The organism is Roseateles sp. P5_E11 (genome assembly GCF_054049355.1).
The window spans coordinates 1-20798 of record NZ_JBFUMO010000049.1; the positions used below are offsets into that span (position 1 = coordinate 1).

The following is a 20798-nucleotide window of genomic DNA, read 5'->3' on the forward strand; positions in this document are numbered from 1 at the left end:
GGGCTGGGGGCTGCTGACGCTGGGCCTGCATGCGCTCATTCTGGCGGGGGGATTCCTGCAATTGCGCTGGGTGAACCGGCCCGCACCGGCCTGGGGGCAACTGCTTCGCGCCTGGGCCCGGGAAGTCGTCGCCAGCGAGTTGGCCTTCTCATGGCGCCAGCCCTGGCGCGAATGGGCCGAAGCGGATCATCTGCCGGCGGGCGCCGGGCAGGGCGTGTTGCTGGTGCACGGTTTTTCCTGCAATCGTGGCCGCTGGAACGGCTGGATGGAGCGCCTGCGCGAGCAAGGTGTCGCTTTCGTCGCGCCTTCGCTGGAGCCGGCTTTCGGCAGCATCGATGTCTATGCGGAGGAGATCGAAGCCGGCGTGCAGAAGCTCAAGGCGCACACGGGGCGCATGCCCATCCTCTGCGCGCACAGCATGGGTGGCCTGGCGCTGCGGGCTTGGTGGCGCCGCTTCGGCGCGGGGCATGAGGCGCCGCATGTCATCACGCTGGGTTCACCCCACCAGGGCACGCGCATGGCAGCGCTTGGTCTGGGCGTCAACACGCAGCAGATGCGCCTGGGCAATGCCTGGCTGGCGGCGCTGCCGGGTCTGCCTGACGTTGACTGCTTTTGGACGCCCTGTGACCAGATCGTCAATCCGGCGGAGCGGGCGATCCTGGCCGGCGCGCGGGCGCACCGGCTCGATGGCGTCGGCCACATGGGCCTCGTCCACTCGGACGAGGCCTGGCAGTGTCTTCAGACGGCCTTGGCGGGCTCGTCCTTCAGCACACCGCGGCGGATCTGATCCAGTTCGATGCTCTCGAACAAGGCCTTGAAGTTGCCTTCGCCGAAACCCTCGTTGCCCTTGCGCTGGATGAGTTCGAAGAAGATCGGACCGATGACTTCCTTGGTGAAGATCTGCAGCAGCAGCTCGTTGTCCACGCCCAGGTGGGTGGCGCCGTCGATGAGGATGCGCAGGCGGCGCAGTTCGTCCACGTTCTCGCCGTGGCCCGGCAGGCGCTTGTCGATGAGGTCGAAATAGGTCTCGATGGTGTCCTGGAACTGCACGCCGGTGCTCTTCATGCCCTCGACCGTGCCGTAGATGTCGGTCGTACCCAGCGCCACGTGCTGGATGCCCTCGCCGTGGTACAGGTCCAGGTACTCGGCGATCTGGCTCTTGTCGTCCGAGCTTTCATTGATCGGGATGCGGATCTTGCCGCAGGGGCTGGTCATGGCCTTGCTCTTCAGGCCGGTCAGCTTGCCCTCGATGTCGAAGTAGCGCACCTCGCGGAAGTTGAAGAAGCGCTCGTAGAACTCCGACCATTCCTTCATGCGGCCGCGGAAGACGTTGTGCGTCAGGTGGTCGATCTCGGTCAGGCCGTGGCCCACCGGGTTGGGGTCGACCGGCTGGTCGTTGGCGTCCAGCAGCGGCACGAAGTCCACGTCATAGATCGAGATATTGCCGATGGCACCGGCGCCCGCGCCGCCCTTGCCTTGCCAGCGGTCGACGAAATAGATCAGCGAGTCGCCGATGCCCTTGATGGCGGGGATGTTCAGCTCCATCGGGCCGGCCTTGTTGTCGAAGCCCCAGGCGCCCAGCTCCAGCGCGCGTTTGTAGGCATGGCCGGCGTCCTGCACGCGAAAGGCGATGGCGCAGATGGACGGGCCRTGCAGGCGCGCGAAGCGCTGCGCGAAGGAATCGCTCTCGGCGTTGATGATGAAGTTGACGCCACCCTGGCGGTACAGCGTCACGCTCTTGTGGCGGTGCTTGGCGACGGCCTTGAAACCCATGGTCTCGAACAGCTTGCCCAGGCCCGCCGGATCGGGCGCGGCGAACTCGATGAACTCGAAACCATCGGTGCCCATCGGGTTGTCCCAGGGGGTGAACTTGGCCATGAAAGTCTCCAGCGGCGTGATGCTTGAAAACGAAAATTCTGCGGCGCGGTTCGCGCAGGTTTCATGCATTCTTCGGCGCGGACTCGGCCATCGGCGCAGGAAACCTGCAAAATCACGGCCATGGAAGCCGCCATCGAGCTCGACGCCATTGACCGCCGCATTCTGCGCGCGCTGCAGCAGGATGGCCGCCTCACCTATGACACGCTGGCCGGCGAGGCTGGGCTGTCGTCTTCCGCCGTGCTGCGCCGCGTGCGTCGCCTGGAGGAGGCCGGTGTGATCGCCGGCTATGTCGCGCTGGTGGCGCCGGCGCGCATCGGCCTGGGCCTGACGGCCTATATCAATGTCAGGCTGGAGAAGCAGACCGACAACCCGCTGCGCAATCCGCGCGACCTCTTCCGCGCTGCCGTGCAGACCTGGCCCGAGGTGGTCGAGTGCGCGGCGCTGACGGGCGAAATGGACTATCTGCTGCGCGTGCTGGTGCAGGACATGCAGCACTACGCCCGCTTCATCAGCGACACGCTGCTGATGCACCCCAGCGTGCAGGACTGCAAGACCAGCTTCGTGCTGGAACGGCTGAAGAACACGACCGCTGTACCGGTTTGAACCTGTGCGCCGGCCGGTGGCATTCACCGGCCATGACCACGGTCGACCGGTACCGTTCCCGCCCTGGCGCGTCGCTGCCCGACGTCGGCCTGGTGCTGGGCTGGCTGCCCCGGCTGCACCGCTATGCGCGGTCGCTGCGGCGCAACCGCGAGGACGCTGATGATCTCGTGCAGGACACGCTGGAGCGCGCCTGGTCGCGCGCCGGGCTCTGGCAGGGCGTGGGCGACATGCGCGGCTGGCTGTTCAGCATCATGCACAACCTGCACGTCGACGCTTTGCGCCGTGGCCGGCTGGATGTGGTGGACCTCGACAGGCAGGTGCTGGACATCCCCGTCGCTGCAGCGCAGTCCGAACGCCTGGCTCTGCGCGACCTGCACAAGGCCCTGGCGACCTTGCCGGTGGAGCAGCGCGAGGTGCTGCTGCTGCTGGCCGTCAACGGCATGGCCTATGCCGAGATCGCCGCGGCCCTCGGCATTCCCGTTGGCACCGTGATGTCGCGGCTGTCGCGCGGTCGCACGAGGCTGCGCGGCCTGATGGCCGGGAATGTGCGGCGGCCGAACTTTCAGGGGAGAAGGGAATAGCCCGGCGTTGGCGTCAGTCGAATTCGTGAAGCAGCTTGAGGGCGTGCGCTTCGCTGAGGTTGAGCAGTTCGGCGATGTCGTGCAGATCATCCGGCACGCCCGCGTCATCCCAGCCCCGCGCCGTGTGCCGCGCCAGCCGCACAGCCAGGTGCACGCAGCGCACCTGCGGGTTGCGGCCGTCTTTCTCGCTGGTGATGCGCGCGAGCAAGTCCGGCAGATGCCAGCGTCGCATCAGGGCCTGCTCCAGTTCGGCCAGTTCAATGCCCAGCACCTGGCGCTGGGCAGCCGTGCTGCGCAGATGCCGGTCGGCGTCCTGCAAGGCGGCGATCTTCAGCGCCAGCACGGGCGCATGTACCCACAGCAGCATCTCGGCGAAGTCATGCAGCAAGGCGGCGCTGTGGATGACGGCGGCATCTGGGTCGGCCCGGTGGGCCGCAAAGCCCAGCGCGAAGCGCGAGGCACGTTCGGCGCGCTGCATGACACGTGACAGCCCGAGCAGGGCCTCGTCGTTATCAGCCAGCACCAGCTCGAGCGTCGGCTGCGGACCGAAGTCGCGGAAAAAGGGGGTGATGCCCATCAGCACGATGGCAGCGGTCACTGTTTCGGCGTCGGCCCTGAGCCCGGAAGTGCTGCCGCGCCGCCGCTCACTGGCATGGGCCAGCACCTTCAGCGTCATCAGCGGGTCGGTGGCGATCATTTCTCCCAGGCCGTGGGCGTCGACGTCGTCCTCGGTCGCGCGCATGTGCTCAAGCGACTCGGCCGTCTCGGCCAGTACGGGGATCTCGGCCCGCGCAAAGGCGTCCACCCAGGCCTCCAGGCTATGGAGTGGCGCGGTCAGGCAGAGGCGGTCGGACATGGGGCCGATGCTAGGCCTGGGCGGGGCCGCCTGCTCGTCGGAGGCGGCCCCGTTTTGCCAACCATTTCAGCTTTGACGGCACCCCTATCTCGGGGCGAGCGCCGGGCCGCTCCCAAGCCGGCCCGGCTGGCGATGTGCTTGCCGGTCAATACGGCAAGCATCGCCGTCCCCTCGGGGGACCGTTCGCACTTGCCGGCGTTCAGCCGGAGCAAGAGCAAACGAGGGGCGACTTTCTACAGCCTGCGCACGCCTTCCAGCCGGGCGGTCAGCTGGCCATCGACGTAGAGCGCGCCTTCAGGCGCGCCGGCTTCGGCGTAGAACTCCAGATGGTTGCGGGCACGGCGCCGGCGGTAGGCCGGCGAGAACACCAACCGGATGGCACGGGCCGCGCGCTTGACGCGGGTCCAGCGGCGGGCCCAGGCGGCGTGGGTTTCGGCGGCATCGGGGCCGCTCAACTCGATCAATCTCATGAGGGTCTCCTTGGCGCCGGGCCGGCCCTCATGACATGGATCGGTCATGGCTGAGGGGCAGGCGGCGCGCTGTGGTCAGGGGCTGTCGTCGGGGAAGCGGTCGCGCAGCAGGCGTCGCAATTCGAGGCGGGCTTGCTGGCGCTGGGCATGGGCGTCGTGCGCGCTTCGGTGGGCGCCGGCCTGGCGTTGCATGGCCGGTGCCACCAGCGGATTGCGCGGTTTGAGCGCTTTGATCTGCAGGGGACGCGGGGAGGTGAATTGGGGCATGGCGTGCTCCGGTTGGGGCCGCACGTGGGCGGCGGGCAATGCGGCGGCTCGGCCCGGGGTGGCGCCTGCGTTTGCATGGATGAGTTGGGGCCCGGGGCTTGCGCTCGAGGCAAGCGGGCCGGGCGGTCAGAGGGCTTGGGTGTGCGACCTCGCTGTGACGGGAGAACTGCAACACGCCACAACTTGCGCAAATGATAAACAAACGTTGCTCTTGCGCAAGCGGTTTTTATCCAACACCCCTAACGTGAGTAGTACCGGCCGTCCAGTGATGGATGCGCGGAAGGATCAGCGCTTCTTGGCCTTCAGCGGCGCGACGCGCGCCTGCAGCTTGCGCCACTCGTCGAGCTCGGCCTGCGGACTGGGCGCGGCCGCCTTCACCGGCACGGGTGCCGGTGTGGTCGAGGGCGTCAGCACCTCGCCGAGCAGATCCAGCAGCCGCGTGCGGGCGCGCTGCGGGTGGCGGCGGTAGTAGGTCAGCACCAGGCCGATGATGAAGCGCTCGTCGTCATCTCGGGGCATGCTGGGCGAGTCGCTTGCCGCAGGCGCTGCTACAGCGGGCATGGCCGGTGCCTCGGCAGTGGCCATTGCACCGTGCTCGATGTCCATCCAACCCGGCGCCTTGTGACAGAGCTGCTCGAACTGCCGCGCCAGGCGCTCGCCGATCTGGCGCGAGCGGCCCTTGATCTGGCTCCAGTAGCTGGGCTGGATCTGCAGCCTCTCGGCGAAACGCCTTTCCAGGCCACGCAGGGTGGCGGCATCGGCATTCTTGACGGTGGCGCTGACGAACTCTTCGAACAGCCGCATCGCGTTGTCCAATCGGATCTGCGCGACGTCGCGGGGGGCGCTGGGCATGGGCCGCAATGATAAATGGATCTTCACCTTCACTTCTGCGCGATCCCGGGTCGTAGGACGGTTCCGACCCGGCTGAGCCGGCAACTCCTACTGAATGCCCGCCAGGCTGCACCCATATTGAGGTTTTAGGCCGTCAAAGGAGATTGGCATGCATACCGCAGACAGCACCCTCATCGCGCTGGAGAAGAAGTTCTGGCAGTCGATGGTGGACGAAGACACCGACACCGCAGTGGCGCTGCTGGACGAACCGGCGCTGATGGTGAGTTCACACGGCGCCATGCAGTTCGATCGCAAGCAGTACAAGCACATGGCGGAAGAAGGCCCGATGGTCATCAGATCGTTCGAGTTCAGCGACATGCAGGTCATGCACCCGAACGACGACACCGCCGTGCTGACCTATCGAGTCAAGCAGGCCATCGCGCCTCGCGGCAAGTCGGAGGAGAAGGAGCAGGAGATGGCCGACTCGTCCGTCTGGCTGCGCAAGGATGGCGAATGGTTGTGTGTCATGCACACGGAGACCGAGGTGGACGCCAAGGCCAAGCCGGCCAGGAAGACCACCGCCAAGGCCAAGCACTGAAGCTCAGTCCCCTTCGTCGTGCGCCTTGTAAGCGCCGACGAGGGCGGCCTGCGTGTTCGGCGGCACCGGCTCGTAGTGCGACAGCAGCAGCGTGTAGCGCCCTTCGCCTGCCGTCATCGCGTTCAGCCGCGTCTGGTAGCTGGCCAGTTCGGCCAGCGGTGCCAGGCCCTGCACGATGAGGCTGCCCGGCACGGCGGAGCGCGTGCCGTTGACCTGACCGCGGCGTGAGGCGAGGTCGCCGGTGATGTCGCCGATGCCGTGCTCGGGCGCCGTGATCTCGACCTGCACGATGGGTTCCAGGATCAGCGGCCGGGCCTCGCGCACGGCCTCGATCAGCGCGCGGCGGCCGGCGGTGACGAAAGCGATTTCCTTGCTGTCCACGGAATGGTGCTTGCCGTCATAGACGACCACGCGCAGGTCCACCAGCGGATAGCCGGCAATGACGCCGCTGGCCAACGCCGAGCGCACGCCTTTTTCGACGGCCGGCATGAACTGGCCCGGAATGGTGCCACCCTTCACCGCGTCGACGAACTCGAAGCCGGCGCCGCGCTCCAGCGGCTCGACGCGCAGATAGACCTCGCCGAACTGGCCCGCGCCGCCGCTCTGCTTCTTGTGGCGGTAGTGGCCTTCGGCCGGCGCCGAGATCGTCTCGCGGTAGGCGATGCGCGGCGGCTCGGTGAGGACTTCGCTCTTGTAGAGCTCGCGCAGTCGCTCCAGCAGAAGGCGCAGATGCAGTTCACCCAGGCCGTAGACCAGCGTCTGGTGCGTTTCACCGGCCTGTTCGATGCGCAGGCAGGGGTCTTCCTCCACCAGCCGGGCCAGCACCTCCCAGAGCTTCTGCTCATCGCCGCGGCGCGCGGGGCTGATGGCCAGGCCGTGCACCGGGGTGGGGAAATCCAGCGGCTTCAGGTAGATGTGCTCGTCCTCTTGCGCGTCATGCAGCACGGCGTCAAAGGCGAGGTCTTCCACCTTGGCAATGGCGCAGAGGTCACCCGGCAAAGCCTCGTCAATGTCGACATGCTTGGCGCCCTGCAACATGAAGAGGTGTGCGACGCGGATGGGCTTGCGCGCATGGCCGACGAAGAGCAGGCCGCCCTTGGCGACGCGGCCCTGATGCACGCGCATGACGCCCATCTTGCCGAGGTAGGGGTCGGCGACGATCTTGAAGATATGGGCCAGCACATGGCCGGCTGGGTCGGGCCGGGCGGGGTAGGGCGTGGGCTCCGTGCCCTTGCCTTCCAGAAAAGGGGGCGGGTTGCCCTCGGCCGGGTTCGGCATCAAGGCTTCGATCGCCGACAGCAGTTCGCCAATGCCGGCGCCGGTCTTGGCTGAGCAGAAGCAGACCGGGATCAGATGCCCTTCGCGCAACGCCTGCTCCAGCGGCGCATGCAGCTCGCGCGGGTCGACGTCGCCGTCGGTCAGGTAGCGGTCCACGAATGCCGCATCGACCTCGACGACCTGCTCGACCAGGGCCCGGTGCGCTTCGGCCACGGACGAAAAATCGGCGTCCCCGGACGCCGCGAAGAAACAGTCGGCGACGCGCTTGGCGCCGCTGGCCGGCAAGTTCAGTGGCAGGCACTCCTTGCCAAACACCTCGCGGATCTGGGCGAGCAGCCCGGGCAGGTCGGTGTCGGGACAGTCGATCTTGTTGACGACGATGAGGCGTGTCAGCCCGCGCTCAGCGGCGGCAGCCAGCAAGCGCTGGGCCATCAGCTCGATGCCGTTCTGGGCGTTGATGACGACGATGGCGGTGTCCGCCGCCTCCAGCGCCGGCAGGGCCTGGCCGACGAAGTCCGGCGCACCAGGCGTGTCGATGGCGTGCACGCGGATGCCGCCATGGGTGAAGTGGGCGAGGCTGGATTGCAGCGAATGGCCCAGGCGCCGCTCCAACGGGTCATGGTCGCTCACCGTGCTGCCGCGCTCGATGCTGCCGGCCTGCGGGATGGCGCCGGCATGGGCCAGCAATGCGTCCAGCAACAGCGTCTTGCCGGCCGCCGCCGGCCCCACCAGCGCGACCGTTCGGATGGTGCTCACTCGCGAATCCAGGCTCGTCTCGCTCATCGGAATCTCCTCAGTGGCGTTGGCAGAGTAGAAGAACGCGGCCAACCCRGCAAGGGCAGAATCGTTTGCATGCAAGCCCGATTGACCGCCCTCATACTCTTCCCCCTGCTCGCCGCCACGGCCCAGGCCCAGTCTGCGCCGGCCGACGAGCTGAAGGCCATGCTGGCCGAAGTCAGCCCGGCCCGCATCGAGTCGCGTATCCGCCGGCTGGTGGCCTTTGGCACGCGCCATACGCTGTCCGACATCGCCTCCGACACCCGCGGCATCGGTGCCGCGCGCCGCTGGATCACGGCGGAGCTGTCCAACTGCTCCAGGCTCGCCGGCGGGCGGCTGCAGGTGGAGGAGCAGAGCTTCATCGAGCCGGCCGGCAACCGCGTGCCGCAGGCGACCGAGCTGGTGAATGTCGTCGCCACGCTGCCGGGCCGCGGTGCGTCGAAGAGCCGCGTCCTCGTCGTCAGCGGCCACTACGACTCGCGCAACAGCGACGTCATGGATTCCCTGGGCGAGGCGCCCGGCGCCAACGACGACGCCTCCGGCACGGCTGCGGTCATGGAGCTCGCCTGCGTGATGGCTGGGCGCCAGTTCGACGCGACCCTCGTCTTCATGGCAGTGCCGGGTGAGGAGCAGGGGCTGCTGGGCGCCGCGCAATGGGCACGCGAGGCACGTGCTGCGGGCACCAATGTCGAGGCCATGATCACCAACGACATCGTCGGCAGCTCGCGCGGCGACGCGGGCCAGGCCGACCCCAAACGCCTGCGCCTGTTTGCCGACGGCCTCGACCCGCTGGTGCGCCTGCTGACCGCCGCCAACGCCAACCGCCCCGCCAGCGACGCCGACGTCAGGTCCGTCGCTGCCATGCAGGCCGAGCTGCTGCCGTTGCTGCAGGCCGGTGGCAACGAGGACCTGCCGACCCACCAGCTCGGCCGCCACCTCAAGGCGGCCGCCGAGGCTGCCATGCCTGGCTTCACGGTCCAGCTCATCCAACGCCGCGACCGCTATCTGCGCGGCGGTGACCACATCCCCTTCCTGGAGCGTGGCTATGCGGCGGTGCGCTTCTCCGAACCCTTTGAGAACTTCGCCCACCAGCACCAGAACCCCAGGACCGAAAACGGTGTCGTGTTCGGTGACCTGCCCGAGTTCGTTGACTTCGCCTACGTGGCCGATGTGGCGCGCGCCAACCTCGCCGGCCTGGCCACGCTGGCCTGGGCGCCGGCGCCGCCCAAGGGCGTGAAGCTGGATGCGCGCGAGCTGACCAACGACTCGACGCTGGAGTGGCAGGCCAGCGACGACCCCGAGGTGGCCGGCTACCGCGTCGTCTGGCGCGACACCGACTCGGCCGCCTGGCAGCAGTTCAAGGACGTGGGCCGGGCCACGCGCTCGACGCTGCCGGTGTCCAAGGACAACGTCGTCTTCGGCGTGCAGTCAGTCTCGAAGAAAGGTTATGCCAGCCTGGCGAGCTACCCGCTGCCACGGCGCTGAATAGCGCTGAAGAACGCTGACGCCCGGTCGCCAAAGGCAACCCTTGCTTACTGCGGTGGGCGTGGCGATGGACGAATATTCAGCCGCCACCACCGCGAGGGCTTATGCATTGAGCACGACCGCCTTGCCCGTGTCGCCCCTGGCCGTCCACTGTCGAGCCGCGGCGATGAGGCGGTGATGGCTCGGGCGCGACAGCCGGTCCACCGGCTGCCGCGCCCGTTCTTTTAGGGCCTGTTAACACTACGGCAATGGGTCGCGAAGGCCCGCCGCCAGGGCCAATCAAGGCGCGGCACGCCGCCCGCACTCATGTGCGGGCCAGTGGCGCAACGCCGAGTGGCCCCTGGCGGCGGGCCTTCCCTTCGGGTTGTGGCCAGAAATGCCGCGCGCGGCGTTGCAAATGCTCGCCGGGTGTCCAACCCGACTCCGCTTTGCGCCTTGCTCGCGCCCTTTCTGGCCACAACGCGACCCGTTGCCGTAGTGTTAACAGGCCCTGGCTCAGCAGGGCAGCCCCGAGGTCTGCGCCGAGCAGGACTGGCTGTCCAACTGCAATACCAGGCCATCAGGCATGCGGCCGATGATGCGCAGCAGCTTGTAGCTGTTGACATTGAGGGCCGTGTTGCCCACGGTTGCACTCAGCGAGGCGCCGGTGGCGARGGCGCCCTTGGCTGTGACGCCAAGTTCCAGGTCGGCCAGTTTGCTGTTGCAAGCCGTGTCGGTGCAGAGCAGGGCGCGGTCTGGCAGCAGGTCGCCGCGCGGCAAGGTCCACGTCGGGCCATAGCTGATCTTGGCGTTGACGGCGCCCTTCATCCCGGTCAGGTCGGTGACCGCCTTGGCCACCAGCGCCGGCCAGGGCAGGCCGCTCTGGGTGGCGGCCGTGATGGGCAGCTGGCCGGCGAGTTCAATGCCAAGGCTGTCGCCATCCAGGCCGCCGAGCGGCGTGCCGCAGGCGCCGTCCTGGAACAGCTCGATCTTCAGGTTGCGGCCCGCGCGTACGAAATTGCGCGCCACGGCGTCGCCGGCAGCGCCCGCGGGCACCGGCAGGCTGACGATGTTGTTGCCGCGCGTGGCTCCGCTGAGCGGATCGAGGCTGGGTGTGCCGTCGCTGCTGCTGACGCTCCACAGGCTCAGATAGCCGCCAGCGCCGGCCTTCTTGAACAGCGCCAGCGGCACATCGGCACCGCTCGCGTCCTTCTGGCTGACCCGGGCGCACTGCAGCACACCCCCGCCGCTGGCGCTGATAGCGGGAATGCTGATATCCAGATAGCGCGCATAGCTGTCCGGTGCCGCGCTGTCGACGCGGCGCGTCAGCACCAGGCGGGCGGCGGCCGTGGCCTGCACCTCCAGGCGGTTGCCAAGGAAGGTCCAGCCGGAGGGGCGCTTCACGGCGGCCTGCTCCAGCCCCAAGCGCCGCTGGAAGCCCGCGGCGTTCTGATAGACGAAGCCGACGCGGCACAGCGGGTCACCGACACCGAAGTCGCAGCGGCCGAGCGTGGAGCGCAGCAGCTTCCCGCCGAACATGACCTCGCCCTCGCCCAGGATGCCGTTCATGCGCAGGCAGACCAGCTGCGCCGCGTCCTTGGCCCCAGTGAACGGGGCCGAGATCGCATCGACGCTGGCACGCGCATTCGCGTCGAAGATGGACTCCAGGCCGATCAACTTGCTCTGGCAGTTGTTGATGTTGGCCGTGGCCGTGATCAGCTTGGTGAACAGCGCATCCAGGCCTGTGAGGTCCACCCCCGCCGCTGCGGCGTCGAAGCCCAGGCTGCCCTGGGTCGTGTTGGTCTCCAGATAGGCGGTGCCTGCCCCAAGGCGGGACGTCAGCGTCACGAAGGCCTTGCTGTCGGCACCCAGGCCGACGGCGACGGTGTCCAGCATGCGGTCGTAGCCGGTGTGCGAACCGGCCGTCAGCGCGCCAGCCAGCAGATCGAAGTCGCTTGCCAGGCCTGCGTCGGCCAGGGCTGGCGCGAGCGCTGCGCGCAGGCGGGTCTGGGCGCCGGCCAGGGCGGTGTCGCCCAGGCCCTGCACGGCGCCGGTCATCAGCGTCTCGGGAGCCTGGTCACTGGCCAGCACGGTGATGGCACTGGTCAGTGGCGTCAGATGCAGCGTGCCGCCACTGCTGGTGACACCCCAAAGGCAGATTGGCTTGTCGGCGAYGCTGCCACAGGCCTCGACGCGGAAGGGGCCGTCGCCACTCAGTGCAATCGGGCCGTAGGCACCGGTCGCGGCGGTGACGGGTTTGCCGGTGGCGATGGCCTTGCCGGTCGCGTCCAGCACGCGCACCGTGGCGCTGTTCAGCGCCAGCCCCGCCGCGACGATGCCGGACACCGGTGGTGGTGGCGGAGGAGGCGGAGGAGGCGGCGGGGGGGGCGGGGGGGGCGGCGGTGTCGGCGTCGGCGAAGGAGCGGGCGACGGGCTCGGGCTCGGGCTGGGCGCGGGGCTGGGCGCCGGTGCAGGACTTGGCGACGGGCTGGGCGTTGGCGAGGGGCTGGGCGTTGGCGAGGGGCTGGGCGTTGGCACCGGGACCGGGACCGGCATGGGCAGCGGGCTGGGCGTGGCCGCTGGCGGCGGCGGGCCGGGCGCTTCGCTGGGCGCGGAGCCGCCGCCACCACCGCAGGCGGCGAGAGCCAGGGCCATGGGCCACGCATAGGCCGAGACCCGGCGCGGGGCCGGCGGCGGGGTCAGCGGGGTTGGGAAAGAAAGGTCAGCAGAGTCGGGCATCCGGCCAGCCGCACAAGCGGCACAACGGTCAGGGTTGACCCGACTTTAGGCCGCCGAGCCCGCTGGCGATGGCCGGAACTGCAGGTCCGGCGTGGCCTTTTGCGAGCTATCAGTCGCGGTGGCCGTGCCCGTGCCCGTGCCCGTGGCCGCGGTCGTGACGGCCGCGGTYATGCCAGTCGTCACGGCGCCCGTCGCGGTCACGGTAGACGACGACGTTCTGGCGGTACCAGCCGTCCTCGACGAAATAGACCGGTGCGCCGCAGGCGCCGTAATAGCCGCAGTGGCGGCGCCAGTTGTGGCGGTGCTCGGGCGGCACCCACAGATAGACCGGCTGGGCGCGGTAGGCCGGGCGGCCGATGATGACCGGCTGGGGTGCCAGCAGCACCGGTTGCGGATAGCGGCCGATGTCGACGCGCCCGTACACGCCCGGTTGGCTGAAGCCGATGGAGACGCCGACGTCCGCGGCCCGGGCGGCAGGCAGGGCCGCCATGGCAGCCACGCCCAGCAGAGCCGGGGCGATCCAGTGTGCGAAGGGGTTGCGACGGGTGGTCATGGGATTTCTCCTGAGGAATGCGGCGGTGCCGCTGCACCCAGTGAACGCCCCGCCGGGGCAGGTGGTTGTCAGTGCGCCGCCGCGGTGCTTGTAGGACAAGCGGTAGGCCCGCGTGGATGCGGCCCTGTCCTACAAGTCCTTGCCCGTCCTGCCGACGCGGCCCCGCTCCTGTGGGCTTGATGCTTGCCCGTCTTTGCGTCGGAGCAGCATCGATGAGCGAACCCCAGCAGACGGGTGTGCCCGCAGACGAGGCACCGCGGGATGTGCTCGCCGCTTCGGTGTCAGCCGCGCAGCTCGCGCTGGCGCAGAACGCGCGCTTCCTGGAGCGCTGCAGCCGCCTGGCTGGCGTCGGCGCCTGGGAATGGCAGGCCGGCACCGAGAAGCTGACGGTGTCCGACTCGGCCTGCGAGTTGCTTGGCCTGCCCATTGGCCAGGTACCGACGCTGGCAGCCCTGTTGCAGCGTTTCGGCCCCGATGGTGCTGCCATGTTGGACGCGGCCCTGCAGCGCGCTGCGGCAGACGGCGAGGGCTGGGATGTCGAGTTGCCGTGCGAGACCGGCCCGAACGGGCACCGCGTGCTGCGCGTGGTTGGTCGCCATGACGAAGACGAAACCGGCCGGCGTGTCGGTGTCGTCATGCAGGACGTCAGTGAACCCGCCAAGGTGCGTGCCGAGCTGGAGCGCACGCTGGAGCGCCTGGCCCTGGCCACCCACAGCGGCGGCATTGGCGTCTGGAATCTGGACCTGCGGGACTCTCGCCATGGCGAACTCACCTGGGACGACGCCATGTGGCGTTTGCACGGCGAGCCGCCGCGTGGCCAGCGCACCAGCCTCGCGAACTGGCGCAAGCGCCTGCATCCCGAGGACCGCCGCGCCGCCGTCATGGCCGTGCGGGCGGCCCTGCGCGACGGGCCCCAGCTGGACGGCGAATGGCGGGTCAGCTGGCCCGATGGCAGCGTCCATGTGCTGCGCAGCGCCGGCCGGGTGYTGCGCGATGCTGGCGGGCGGCCGCGGCGCTTGTCGGGCGTCTGTTGGGACGTCAGCGAGGCTCGCCGTTTGCAACAGCAATTGCAGGAGCAGCATGAGCTGCTGGAGGTCACGCTGCAATCCATCGCCGATGCGGTGCTGACCACCGATGCCCTGGGCCGCGTGACCTGGCTCAACCCCGTCGCCCAGCGGCTGACGGGCTGGTCTGCCGCCGAGGCGCGCGGCCAGCCGGCCAGCCATGTCTTCCTGGCCCAGCGCGAGGAAACCGGCGAGCCCTTGGCCGACCCGGTGCAGCGCTGCCTGGCCACCGGCMGGCCGACGCGTCTGTCTGCCGGTGCCATGTTGCTCAGCCGCGATGGCGAACTGCGCGCCGTGGACGACTCGGTCGCCCCCATCCGCGATGCCGACGGCCGCGTGCTTGGCGCCGTGCTGGTCTTTCGCGACGTGACCCAGCAGCGCCGCCAGTTCGACGAGATCCGCTGGCGCGCCAGCCATGACGGCTTGACTGGCCTTGTCAACCGCGTCGAGTTCGGCCAGCGCCTGGCGCGCACGCTCGAGCGAGCCAAGCGCGATGGCAGCCACCATGCGCTGCTGGCTTTCGACCTCGATCGCTTCAAGCTCGTCAACGACCACTGCGGCCATGCCGCCGGCGACGAGGTGCTGCGCGAGGTTGCCCGCCGCCTGGAGGCCGGCGTTCGCGGCCGCGACACGGTGGCCCGGCTGGGTGGCGACGAGTTCGCGGCCATCCTGGAAAACTGCTCGCTCGACGAGGCCCTGCACGTGGCGCAGAAGCTGTGCGACGCGATGGACCAGTACCGCTATGTGCACGGCGAGCAACGGTTTCGCATCGGCACCAGCATCGGCGTGGCCCCGCTGGATGGGCGCTGGCCCGATGCCGATGCCGCCATGCGCGAGGCCGATGCCTGCTGCATGATCGCCAAGGAGCAGGGCCGCAACCGCGTGCAACTGTGGGCGCCCGATGACGCCACGCTGCGCGCCCACCAGAGCGAGCACCGCTGGGCGACGCGGCTGCAACAGGCCCTGGACGAGGACCGCTTCGAGCTCGACCTGCAGCGTGTGCTGCCGGCCCAGGGTGAAGACGATGGCCGGCTGCGCGGCGAGCTGCTGTTGCGCCTGCGCGAGCGCGATGGCAGCCGTGTGTTGCCCGGCGCCTTCATGCCGGCGGCCGAGCGCTTCCATCTCGCGCCGCGACTGGACCGCTGGGTCTTGAGGCAGGCGGTTGACTTGCTGCAGCGCGGCGGCCCCCCGGAGGTCGCGTCGCTGTCCATCAATGTGTCGGCCCTGACGCTGCAGGATGCGGCCTACCACCAGGAAGCCCGAGCCCTGCTGACGGCGCTAGGTCCCACGCGTGCCGCGACCTTGTGCCTGGAAATCACCGAGACGGCCGTCATCACCCAGCTCGGCGAGGCGGCGAGCTTCATCCAGCAGATGCGGGCCCTGGGTGTGCGCATCGCGCTGGACGATTTCGGCGCCGGCGCCTCCTCATACAGCTATCTGAAGGCGCTGCCAGTGGATCTGCTGAAGATCGACGGCCAGTTCGTGCGCGCGTTGATGACCGACCCGCTCGATCAGGTGGCGGTGCGCAGCTTTGTCGACGTTGCCAGGACGCTCGGCCTGACGACGGTGGCGGAATGCGTGGAGACACCCGAGGTGCTGCTGGAGTTGGTGCGCCTGGGCGTCGGCGAGGTGCAGGGTTTCCTGCTCCACCGGCCCCAGCCACTGGCTGAGCTGCTGGTTGCGGCCGAAGAGACGATGCCCGCCTGAACTCAGCGGGCGGTCGCCTGCGGCTCGCGGGGCGGCTGCGGCGCCACGTCGGCGCGCACTGGCTGGTCGCGGTCGTCGGCATCAACGGCCGGCGCTTCGGCCTTGGCGACGATGGTGGCGTCATCGGGTATCGAGGCCGGCGGCGCACTGTTGTCGCGCCCGTCCGCGACCGCGCGCAGCGACACCTGCAGGCCGCGCGACAGCTGCTGCTGCCAGCCGTGCAGGGTGTCCGCCGCCTTGTGCATGACGGCACTCAGCTGCACGTCCAGCGGGCGCGGGTCGTCGACCATGTCCACGCCGGCGCTGGCCCCGAGGGCCGCGATGGCGACGAGCATGGCGGCTGCGTGGAAGCGGCGGCTGTGCAAGGGCGGTGACAGCGCGTCGGCGTCCCGCGACATGATGGACATGTCGGGTACCGGCGGTGCCGGCATCTGCGTGTGCCAGCCCTCGGCATGCGGTGATCGCGGGAATTGCATGGTGCCCTCCTGGCTGCGTCTGAGACGGTTACCGCGCGCTCTGTCGGTGCGGCGCCCGGGAGCAGTTTGGGTGCGCCCGATGCGGCGCCATGTCGGCTCGGGCAGGCTTGGCCTGTAGGACTTCAGGAAGGGCTGGGGCTGCCCAGTTCGCCGGGCGCGGTCACGGGGGCTGGCTCGGGTTCTGGATCTTCGCGCATCGGCAGGCGCGCCAGCACCAGCGTGCCGCGGCCGGGCGCGGACAGCAGCTGCAGCGTGCCGCCCAGGCTTTCGATGCGGTAGCGCATGCCCAGCAGGCCATGGTGGCCGGCCCCCACCGCTTCGGGGTTGAAACCCTGGCCATCGTCGCGGATGTGCAACTGCAGCCAGCCATCCGATTCGGCCAGCGAGACGCGCACGTGCTTGGCCTTGGCGTGGCGCAGCACATTGGTCAGCGCCTCCTGCACGAGGCGGTACATCGCCAGCCGGCTGGCCTCGTCACTGGGGGCCTCCATCAGCTCCAGGCTGAGCTGCAGGCCGGAGCGCTGCGCGAATTCCTGGGTCAGGATCTCCAGCGCCGGGATGAGGCCGAGGTTGGACAGGGCCGATGGGCGCAGGTCCTCGATGATGCGGCGCTTCAGCGCAATGCCCTGGTCGAGCAGCTCGCTCATGTGCTTGAGGCGCTCGTCGATCTCGGGCGCCGCGGTGCGCGTCATGCGGCGGATGCGCGCCACGTCGAGCTTGGCGGCCGTCAGCAGCGCACCGAGCTCGTCGTGCAGCTCGCGGGCCAGATGGRCGCGCTCGTCCTCGCGCACCGTCTGCAGGTGGTGGGCCAGCTCGGTCAGCTCGGCGGTGCGGCGGGCCACCTCGCGGTCCAGCCGGTCGCGTTCCAGCGCCAGCTCCTGGGCGTGCTCACGGCGGGCCGCATGCAGGGCCTCGTTGCGGCGCAGAAAGATGGCCAGGCCGAACAGGCTGAGCAGCGTCAGCCCGTGCACGCCGATGCGGCCGTAGTTCAGCGAGCGCACGACGGCGTCGCGCTCGGTGGCAATCTGCGTCAGTTCGTGCTGGTCGAGCTGGCCGACGGCGTCGCGCACCGCCTGCATCTTCTCGCGGCCGATGTCGGACTCGACCAGCCCGTGCCAGGCCGTGTCCTGCCCGTCGCGGTAAAGCTTGACGACCAGCTGCAGTTCGGAGAGTTTTTCGCTGGCACGCCGGCTCGCGTCGGCCACCAGGGCCTCCCATTCGGAGCTGGCGTACTGGCCGCGCAGCCGTGACAACACATTGGGCAGCTCCTGCTCGGCCAGCTTGATTGGCGCGAGGTAATCGTCGCGCCCGGTCAGCAGATAGCCGCGCTGCGCCGTCTCGGCATCGGTCAGCAACTCGCGCAGGCGCAGGCCGTCGTTGCGCGCCTGGTGGCGGGCCTGGGATTGGTTCAGCGCCTCGTCAGCACCCCAGAAGGCGGCCTCGCTGACGCCCATGACGGCGGCTGCTGCCAGTGCCGCGAAACCGACGGCCAGACCGCGATTGCGGCTGGCGCCTTCCAGCCAGGGATCGAGATGACGCAGCACGGGCAGCCGTTCAACTGGCCGCGGCTGCAGGGCGCGCTGATGAGGCATGTTCGGCCAGTTCGGCGCAGTAGCTGATGAGGTCGTCGAGCTCGCGGCTCTTGTCAAACACCCGTTCCGCGCCCAGGCTGGCGCAGCGCCGGCGCATTTCCTCGGTGGCGTAATTGGTCAGTACGACGCGCCGCGCCCGGATGCCGAGCTGCTGGGCGGCCTGCAGCACGCCCAGGCCGGTGCCGGAACGCAGGAAGACGTCGACGATGAAGAGATCGGCATTGCCGTCGGGATCGCGGCTCATCCAGCGCACCGCGCTGGCTTCATCGGCCACCGAGCCCACCACTTCGACCTGAGCCAGTTCCTCAAGCGTCGCAATCAGGTTCTCAAGGATCACCGGACTGTCTTCGACGATGAAGGCTTTGAGTGCTGGCATGGCCCGACGGCGGCGCGAGGATGATGAGGTTGAAGTATGGACCGCTTCCGCGTCGGGCCGGCAGTGCCGGCAGCGCATCGCGCTGTAGGACTTCTCCTAGGGAAACTCCCTTGGAAGTCCTTCAGCGGCGGTCTTCAGTTGGGGTGTCGCACGGCGATGTCATTGCGCACGGCGACGACACCGGAGGTCTCGCGGGCCAGCTTCTCAGCCATGGCCTTTTCCTCGTACGACTTGGCGAAGCCGGACAGTTGCACCGTGCCCTTCAGCGTCTCGACACTGATGGCCATCGCGCTGACGGTCGGGTCGGCGGCGAACTTGCCCTTGACGCGGGTGGTCAACGCGGCGTCATCAACATAGGCGCCCACGGTTTCCTGGTTGCGGGTGACGGCGCAGCCGCTGGTGCCGGCCAGGGTGGCCGTGAGAGCGGTGGCGACGGCCAGAGTGAGGATGGACTTGTTCAGCATTGCAGTTCTCCTTGGATGGCGGCTTCACGGAGCCGCTGGAGCCACTATCGCGGCACGCCACCACGGGCGGCATAGTCCCGAAGCGCGGCCCCCTGTCGGACTCGGCCGGCGTCGATGTAGGACTGAAGGTATCGCGGCGCGCCTTGCGGACTGCTACGCTGGGCCATCCCTCAACACCGCGTTCATCATGATCCGTATCGGCATCGTCGACGACCACGCCATCGTGCGCACCGGCTTGCGCCAGTTCCTGTCCGACCACGTCGACCTGCGCGTCACGGGCGAAGGCGCCAGTGGCCACGACGCCCTAGAGATGGCGCGTGGCGGCGAGGTCGACGTGCTGCTGCTGGACATCTCCATGCCCGACCAGAGCGGCGTGGACGCGTTGGCCGCCATCAAGGCGCGATTCCCCGAACTGCCGGTGCTGATCCTCAGCGGCTTTCCTGAGGCGCATTACGCGACGACGCTGCTGCGCCAGGGCGCCAGCGGCTACCTCAACAAGGAATGCGATCCCGACGAAATCGCCAATGCCATCCGCCTGGTGGCGCGTGGCCGGCGCTACATCAGCCCGGCGGTGGCGGAGCAACTGGCGGACAGCGTGGTCGGTGGCGGCAGCGCCGGCAATGCGCCCGACAAGCCCCTGCACGAGGCGCTGTCGGAGCGCGAGTTCCAGGTCTTCCTGCGCCTGGCCCAGGGCGAGACCGTGGGCCATATCGCCGAGGCGCTGTTCCTCAGCGTCAAGACCGTCAGCACCTACCGCACGCGCGTGCTCGAGAAGCTCAAGCTGGCGACCAACAGCGATCTGACCTACTACGCGCTGAAGAACGGGTTGATTCAGTAGCGGGGTTCGCCGCTGTCCCTGGGCGCGTCCTCGCCGAGGGTCCAGGGCAGCGCGCATTCATAGCCCAGCTCGGCCTCGCTCGAGGTGGCGGCCGGCGACCACAGGCGCGTCAGCGCTGACCAGAAGGGGCGGTGCGGACTGGATTCGGCCAGGGAGTTGTGCTGCAGCGAGGCTTCGATGGTCATGGGAGGTTCCGGCTGAAGTTGGCGCGCCCAGCATCGCCAGGGGCGGGGGCGGCGTGTATCGGCGGGTGTCGCTGCGGCCTGTCGGAGCTGGCTGACAAGCACGGGCCTTGCGCCGTCTCGATCAGAATGCGGGCGTGCTGTCGCCTCTGTCCCTGCTGCGCCTGAGCCTGACCTGCCTGGCGCTTGCCTTCCTGCCGGCGTCTGCCTGCGAGCTGCGCGTGCGCTGGAACCCTGATCCGCCCTACAGCATGCGTGACGCGCAAGGCCACCTCATCGGCATGCAGACCGAACTGGTCGAGCGCACGCTGGAACGCATGCAATGCCGGGCGGTCTGGGTCGAGTTGCCCTGGGCACGCGCCCTGGTCGAGTTGCAGGCCGGCCGCCTGGACCTGCTGCCCGGCGCGCTGCGCCGGCCCGAGCGCGAGGCCTATGCGCAGTGGGTCGAACAGCACATTGCCGTGGCCAACCGCCTCTTCGTGCGTGCCGGTCGCGAGGCCGACTTCGCCAGCGCGACGCGGCTGAAAGAGGCCTGGCGGCAGGGCCTGAAGCTGGGCGTGCAGATCGGGGTGGTCTACGGCCCCGACTACGCCGAGTTGCTCGCTGACCCAGCCTTTCGCGCCACGCTGACCCAGGCGTCGGCGCGCCGCAGCCTGTGGCAGATGCTGGAGATCGGCCGCGTCGATGGCGTGCTGGCCAGCGAGGCGACGGCGCGCTGGGAGCTGGGCGAGCTGGGCCTGGCCGGCCGCATCGTGCCGACCTCCGTGGTGGTGCCCCACGAGCCGGCTCAGCTGATGTTCAGCAAGCGCTCGGTCGATCCGTCGCTGGTGCAGCGTTACCGCGAAGCCAGCGAGGCGCTGGAGCGCGATGGCACGCAGGCGAGCATCGTGCGCCGCTACCTCGGCGACTAGCCAACCAGCGCCGCGTCGAGGATCTGTGCCGCCTGCGGCACGGCCAGCGTGCCAACAAGGCGGCCATCGCCGCCGAAGCGGGTCGCGATGAAGGCGTCCGCGGCAATGGTGGACGATTGCTCACGCATCAGCAGGCCTTGGGCGCACAACACCAGGCCTTGCGCAACGCGRCGGGCCTGGGCTTCCAGTGCCGCCGGGTCGCCGGTCAGCAGGCGCCGCAGGCTTTGGGCTTCGGCGCGCACCGGGGCGTCCGTGCTCCCGTCAAACGCATCGAGCAGTGCGAAGGCCACCTC

The 20798-nt window shown here is 69.1% G+C and carries 21 protein-coding genes and 1 pseudogene; 8 read left to right on the forward strand and 14 right to left on the reverse strand.

Annotated elements, in window-relative coordinates:
• On the forward strand, nt 1-787 hold a 787-nt coding region (locus ACXJKR_RS06265; protein ID WP_457321651.1), incomplete at its 5' end, for an esterase/lipase family protein.
• On the opposite strand, the gene hppD is transcribed toward ACXJKR_RS06265, so the two are convergent.
• The gene (gene hppD, locus ACXJKR_RS06270) at nt 739-1878 is read right to left on the reverse strand and encodes a 4-hydroxyphenylpyruvate dioxygenase (RefSeq protein ID WP_457321653.1); all 1140 of its coding nucleotides are present in this window, start codon (nt 1876-1878) and stop codon (nt 739-741) included. The two genes, ACXJKR_RS06265 and hppD, sit on opposite strands and share 49 nt — an antisense overlap.
• 120 nt (nt 1879-1998) lie before the next feature.
• Between hppD and ACXJKR_RS06275 the strand changes: the two genes are divergently transcribed.
• Nucleotides 1999-2481 (forward strand): Lrp/AsnC family transcriptional regulator, encoded by a 483-nt coding sequence (locus ACXJKR_RS06275; protein ID WP_056205021.1) that lies wholly within the window; start codon nt 1999-2001, stop codon nt 2479-2481.
• A 32-nt stretch (nt 2482-2513) separates the two neighbouring features.
• Nucleotides 2514-3062, forward strand: coding sequence for an RNA polymerase sigma factor (locus ACXJKR_RS06280; protein WP_457321655.1), 549 nt, complete (start codon nt 2514-2516; stop codon nt 3060-3062).
• A 13-nt stretch (nt 3063-3075) separates the two neighbouring features.
• Here the strand turns inward: ACXJKR_RS06280 and ACXJKR_RS06285 are convergent, their stop codons facing one another.
• From ACXJKR_RS06285 to ACXJKR_RS06300, 4 genes are all read right to left on the reverse strand, one after another.
• On the reverse strand, nt 3076-3918 hold the full coding sequence (locus ACXJKR_RS06285) for an HDOD domain-containing protein (protein WP_457321657.1): 843 nt from the start codon (nt 3916-3918) through the stop codon (nt 3076-3078).
• Between the two features lie 233 nt (nt 3919-4151).
• On the reverse strand, nt 4152-4388 hold the full coding sequence (locus tag ACXJKR_RS06290) for a hypothetical protein (protein WP_157282183.1): 237 nt from the start codon (nt 4386-4388) through the stop codon (nt 4152-4154).
• Nucleotides 4389-4463: 75 nt separating this feature from the next.
• Complete coding sequence (locus tag ACXJKR_RS06295; protein WP_157256283.1) at nt 4464-4655, reverse strand: hypothetical protein; 192 nt, start codon at nt 4653-4655, stop codon at nt 4464-4466.
• A 285-nt stretch (nt 4656-4940) separates the two neighbouring features.
• Nucleotides 4941-5507, reverse strand: a complete 567-nt coding sequence (locus ACXJKR_RS06300; protein ID WP_457321659.1) for a hypothetical protein — start codon at nt 5505-5507, stop codon at nt 4941-4943.
• A 148-nt stretch (nt 5508-5655) separates the two neighbouring features.
• Between ACXJKR_RS06300 and ACXJKR_RS06305 the strand changes: the two genes are divergently transcribed.
• Nucleotides 5656-6084 (forward strand): nuclear transport factor 2 family protein, encoded by a 429-nt coding sequence (locus tag ACXJKR_RS06305; RefSeq protein WP_056205004.1) that lies wholly within the window; start codon nt 5656-5658, stop codon nt 6082-6084.
• A gap of 3 nt (nt 6085-6087) precedes the next feature.
• Here the strand turns inward: ACXJKR_RS06305 and fusA are convergent, their stop codons facing one another.
• Nucleotides 6088-8151: an elongation factor G gene (gene fusA / locus ACXJKR_RS06310; protein ID WP_457321675.1), complete on the reverse strand. Its 2064-nt coding sequence runs from the start codon at nt 8149-8151 to the stop codon at nt 6088-6090.
• 63 nt (nt 8152-8214) lie between these two features.
• On the opposite strand from fusA, the gene ACXJKR_RS06315 reads away from it, so the two are divergent.
• Nucleotides 8215-9624, forward strand: coding sequence for a M28 family metallopeptidase (locus ACXJKR_RS06315; RefSeq protein WP_056205000.1), 1410 nt, complete (start codon nt 8215-8217; stop codon nt 9622-9624).
• A 495-nt stretch (nt 9625-10119) separates the two neighbouring features.
• Here ACXJKR_RS06315 and ACXJKR_RS06320 read toward each other — a convergent pair whose 3' ends face one another.
• Nucleotides 10120-11949: a hypothetical protein gene (locus ACXJKR_RS06320; RefSeq protein ID WP_457321662.1), complete on the reverse strand. Its 1830-nt coding sequence runs from the start codon at nt 11947-11949 to the stop codon at nt 10120-10122.
• Nucleotides 11950-12451: 502 nt separating this feature from the next.
• Nucleotides 12452-12895 carry a hypothetical protein gene (locus ACXJKR_RS06325; RefSeq protein ID WP_457321664.1) on the reverse strand — a complete coding sequence of 148 codons (444 nt, stop codon included), beginning with the start codon at nt 12893-12895 and terminating at the stop codon, nt 12452-12454.
• Between the two features lie 212 nt (nt 12896-13107).
• Here ACXJKR_RS06325 and ACXJKR_RS06330 point away from each other — a divergent pair, with 212 nt between their 5' ends.
• Nucleotides 13108-15666, forward strand: a complete 2559-nt coding sequence (locus ACXJKR_RS06330) for an EAL domain-containing protein (RefSeq protein WP_457321666.1) — start codon at nt 13108-13110, stop codon at nt 15664-15666.
• A gap of 2 nt (nt 15667-15668) precedes the next feature.
• On the opposite strand, the gene ACXJKR_RS06335 is transcribed toward ACXJKR_RS06330, so the two are convergent.
• The 4 genes from ACXJKR_RS06335 to ACXJKR_RS06350 form a co-directional block, all read right to left on the reverse strand.
• A complete protein-coding gene (locus tag ACXJKR_RS06335) occupies nt 15669-16142 on the reverse strand; it encodes a hypothetical protein (RefSeq protein ID WP_457321668.1) in 474 nt (157 codons plus the stop codon).
• 122 nt (nt 16143-16264) lie between these two features.
• Nucleotides 16265-17734, reverse strand: coding sequence for a CHASE3 domain-containing protein (locus ACXJKR_RS06340; RefSeq protein WP_457321670.1), 1470 nt, complete (start codon nt 17732-17734; stop codon nt 16265-16267).
• A complete protein-coding gene (locus ACXJKR_RS06345; protein WP_056204985.1) occupies nt 17697-18110 on the reverse strand; it encodes a response regulator transcription factor in 414 nt (137 codons plus the stop codon). The genes ACXJKR_RS06340 and ACXJKR_RS06345 overlap by 38 nt, the downstream gene beginning before the upstream one ends.
• A gap of 134 nt (nt 18111-18244) precedes the next feature.
• Nucleotides 18245-18574, reverse strand: coding sequence for a BON domain-containing protein (locus ACXJKR_RS06350; RefSeq protein ID WP_056204983.1), 330 nt, complete (start codon nt 18572-18574; stop codon nt 18245-18247).
• A 187-nt stretch (nt 18575-18761) separates the two neighbouring features.
• On the opposite strand from ACXJKR_RS06350, the gene ACXJKR_RS06355 reads away from it, so the two are divergent.
• Complete coding sequence (locus tag ACXJKR_RS06355; RefSeq protein WP_056204980.1) at nt 18762-19412, forward strand: response regulator; 651 nt, start codon at nt 18762-18764, stop codon at nt 19410-19412.
• Here ACXJKR_RS06355 and ACXJKR_RS06360 read toward each other — a convergent pair.
• The gene (locus ACXJKR_RS06360; protein ID WP_056204975.1) at nt 19406-19597 is read right to left on the reverse strand and encodes a hypothetical protein; all 192 of its coding nucleotides are present in this window, start codon (nt 19595-19597) and stop codon (nt 19406-19408) included. The genes ACXJKR_RS06355 and ACXJKR_RS06360 overlap by 7 nt on opposite strands.
• A 134-nt stretch (nt 19598-19731) precedes the next feature.
• Here ACXJKR_RS06360 and ACXJKR_RS06365 point away from each other — a divergent pair, with 134 nt between their 5' ends.
• The gene (locus ACXJKR_RS06365) at nt 19732-20505 is read left to right on the forward strand and encodes a substrate-binding periplasmic protein (RefSeq protein WP_457321673.1); all 774 of its coding nucleotides are present in this window, start codon (nt 19732-19734) and stop codon (nt 20503-20505) included.
• Here the strand turns inward: ACXJKR_RS06365 and ACXJKR_RS06370 are convergent.
• Nucleotides 20502-20798 (reverse strand): annotated as a pseudogene (locus ACXJKR_RS06370) (DNA alkylation response protein); the annotation flags it as partial. The gene ACXJKR_RS06365 and the pseudogene ACXJKR_RS06370 overlap by 4 nt on opposite strands.

Coding starts and splice junctions, on each gene's coding strand:
- ACXJKR_RS06305 (WP_056205004.1), top strand. CDS start 5,656: ATGCATACCGCAGACAGCACCCTCATCGCGCTGGAGAAGAAGTTCTGG.
- ACXJKR_RS06350 (WP_056204983.1), bottom strand. CDS start 18,574: ATGCTGAACAAGTCCATCCTCACTCTGGCCGTCGCCACCGCTCTCACG.
- ACXJKR_RS06335 (WP_457321668.1), bottom strand. CDS start 16,142: ATGCAATTCCCGCGATCACCGCATGCCGAGGGCTGGCACACGCAGATG.
- ACXJKR_RS06285 (WP_457321657.1), bottom strand. CDS start 3,918: ATGTCCGACCGCCTCTGCCTGACCGCGCCACTCCATAGCCTGGAGGCC.
- ACXJKR_RS06275 (WP_056205021.1), top strand. CDS start 1,999: ATGGAAGCCGCCATCGAGCTCGACGCCATTGACCGCCGCATTCTGCGC.
- ACXJKR_RS06300 (WP_457321659.1), bottom strand. CDS start 5,507: ATGCCCAGCGCCCCCCGCGACGTCGCGCAGATCCGATTGGACAACGCG.
- ACXJKR_RS06280 (WP_457321655.1), top strand. CDS start 2,514: ATGACCACGGTCGACCGGTACCGTTCCCGCCCTGGCGCGTCGCTGCCC.
- ACXJKR_RS06295 (WP_157256283.1), bottom strand. CDS start 4,655: ATGCCCCAATTCACCTCCCCGCGTCCCCTGCAGATCAAAGCGCTCAAA.
- ACXJKR_RS06360 (WP_056204975.1), bottom strand. CDS start 19,597: ATGACCATCGAAGCCTCGCTGCAGCACAACTCCCTGGCCGAATCCAGT.
- ACXJKR_RS06345 (WP_056204985.1), bottom strand. CDS start 18,110: ATGCCAGCACTCAAAGCCTTCATCGTCGAAGACAGTCCGGTGATCCTT.
- ACXJKR_RS06290 (WP_157282183.1), bottom strand. CDS start 4,388: ATGAGATTGATCGAGTTGAGCGGCCCCGATGCCGCCGAAACCCACGCC.
- ACXJKR_RS06315 (WP_056205000.1), top strand. CDS start 8,215: ATGCAAGCCCGATTGACCGCCCTCATACTCTTCCCCCTGCTCGCCGCC.
- ACXJKR_RS06355 (WP_056204980.1), top strand. CDS start 18,762: ATGATCCGTATCGGCATCGTCGACGACCACGCCATCGTGCGCACCGGC.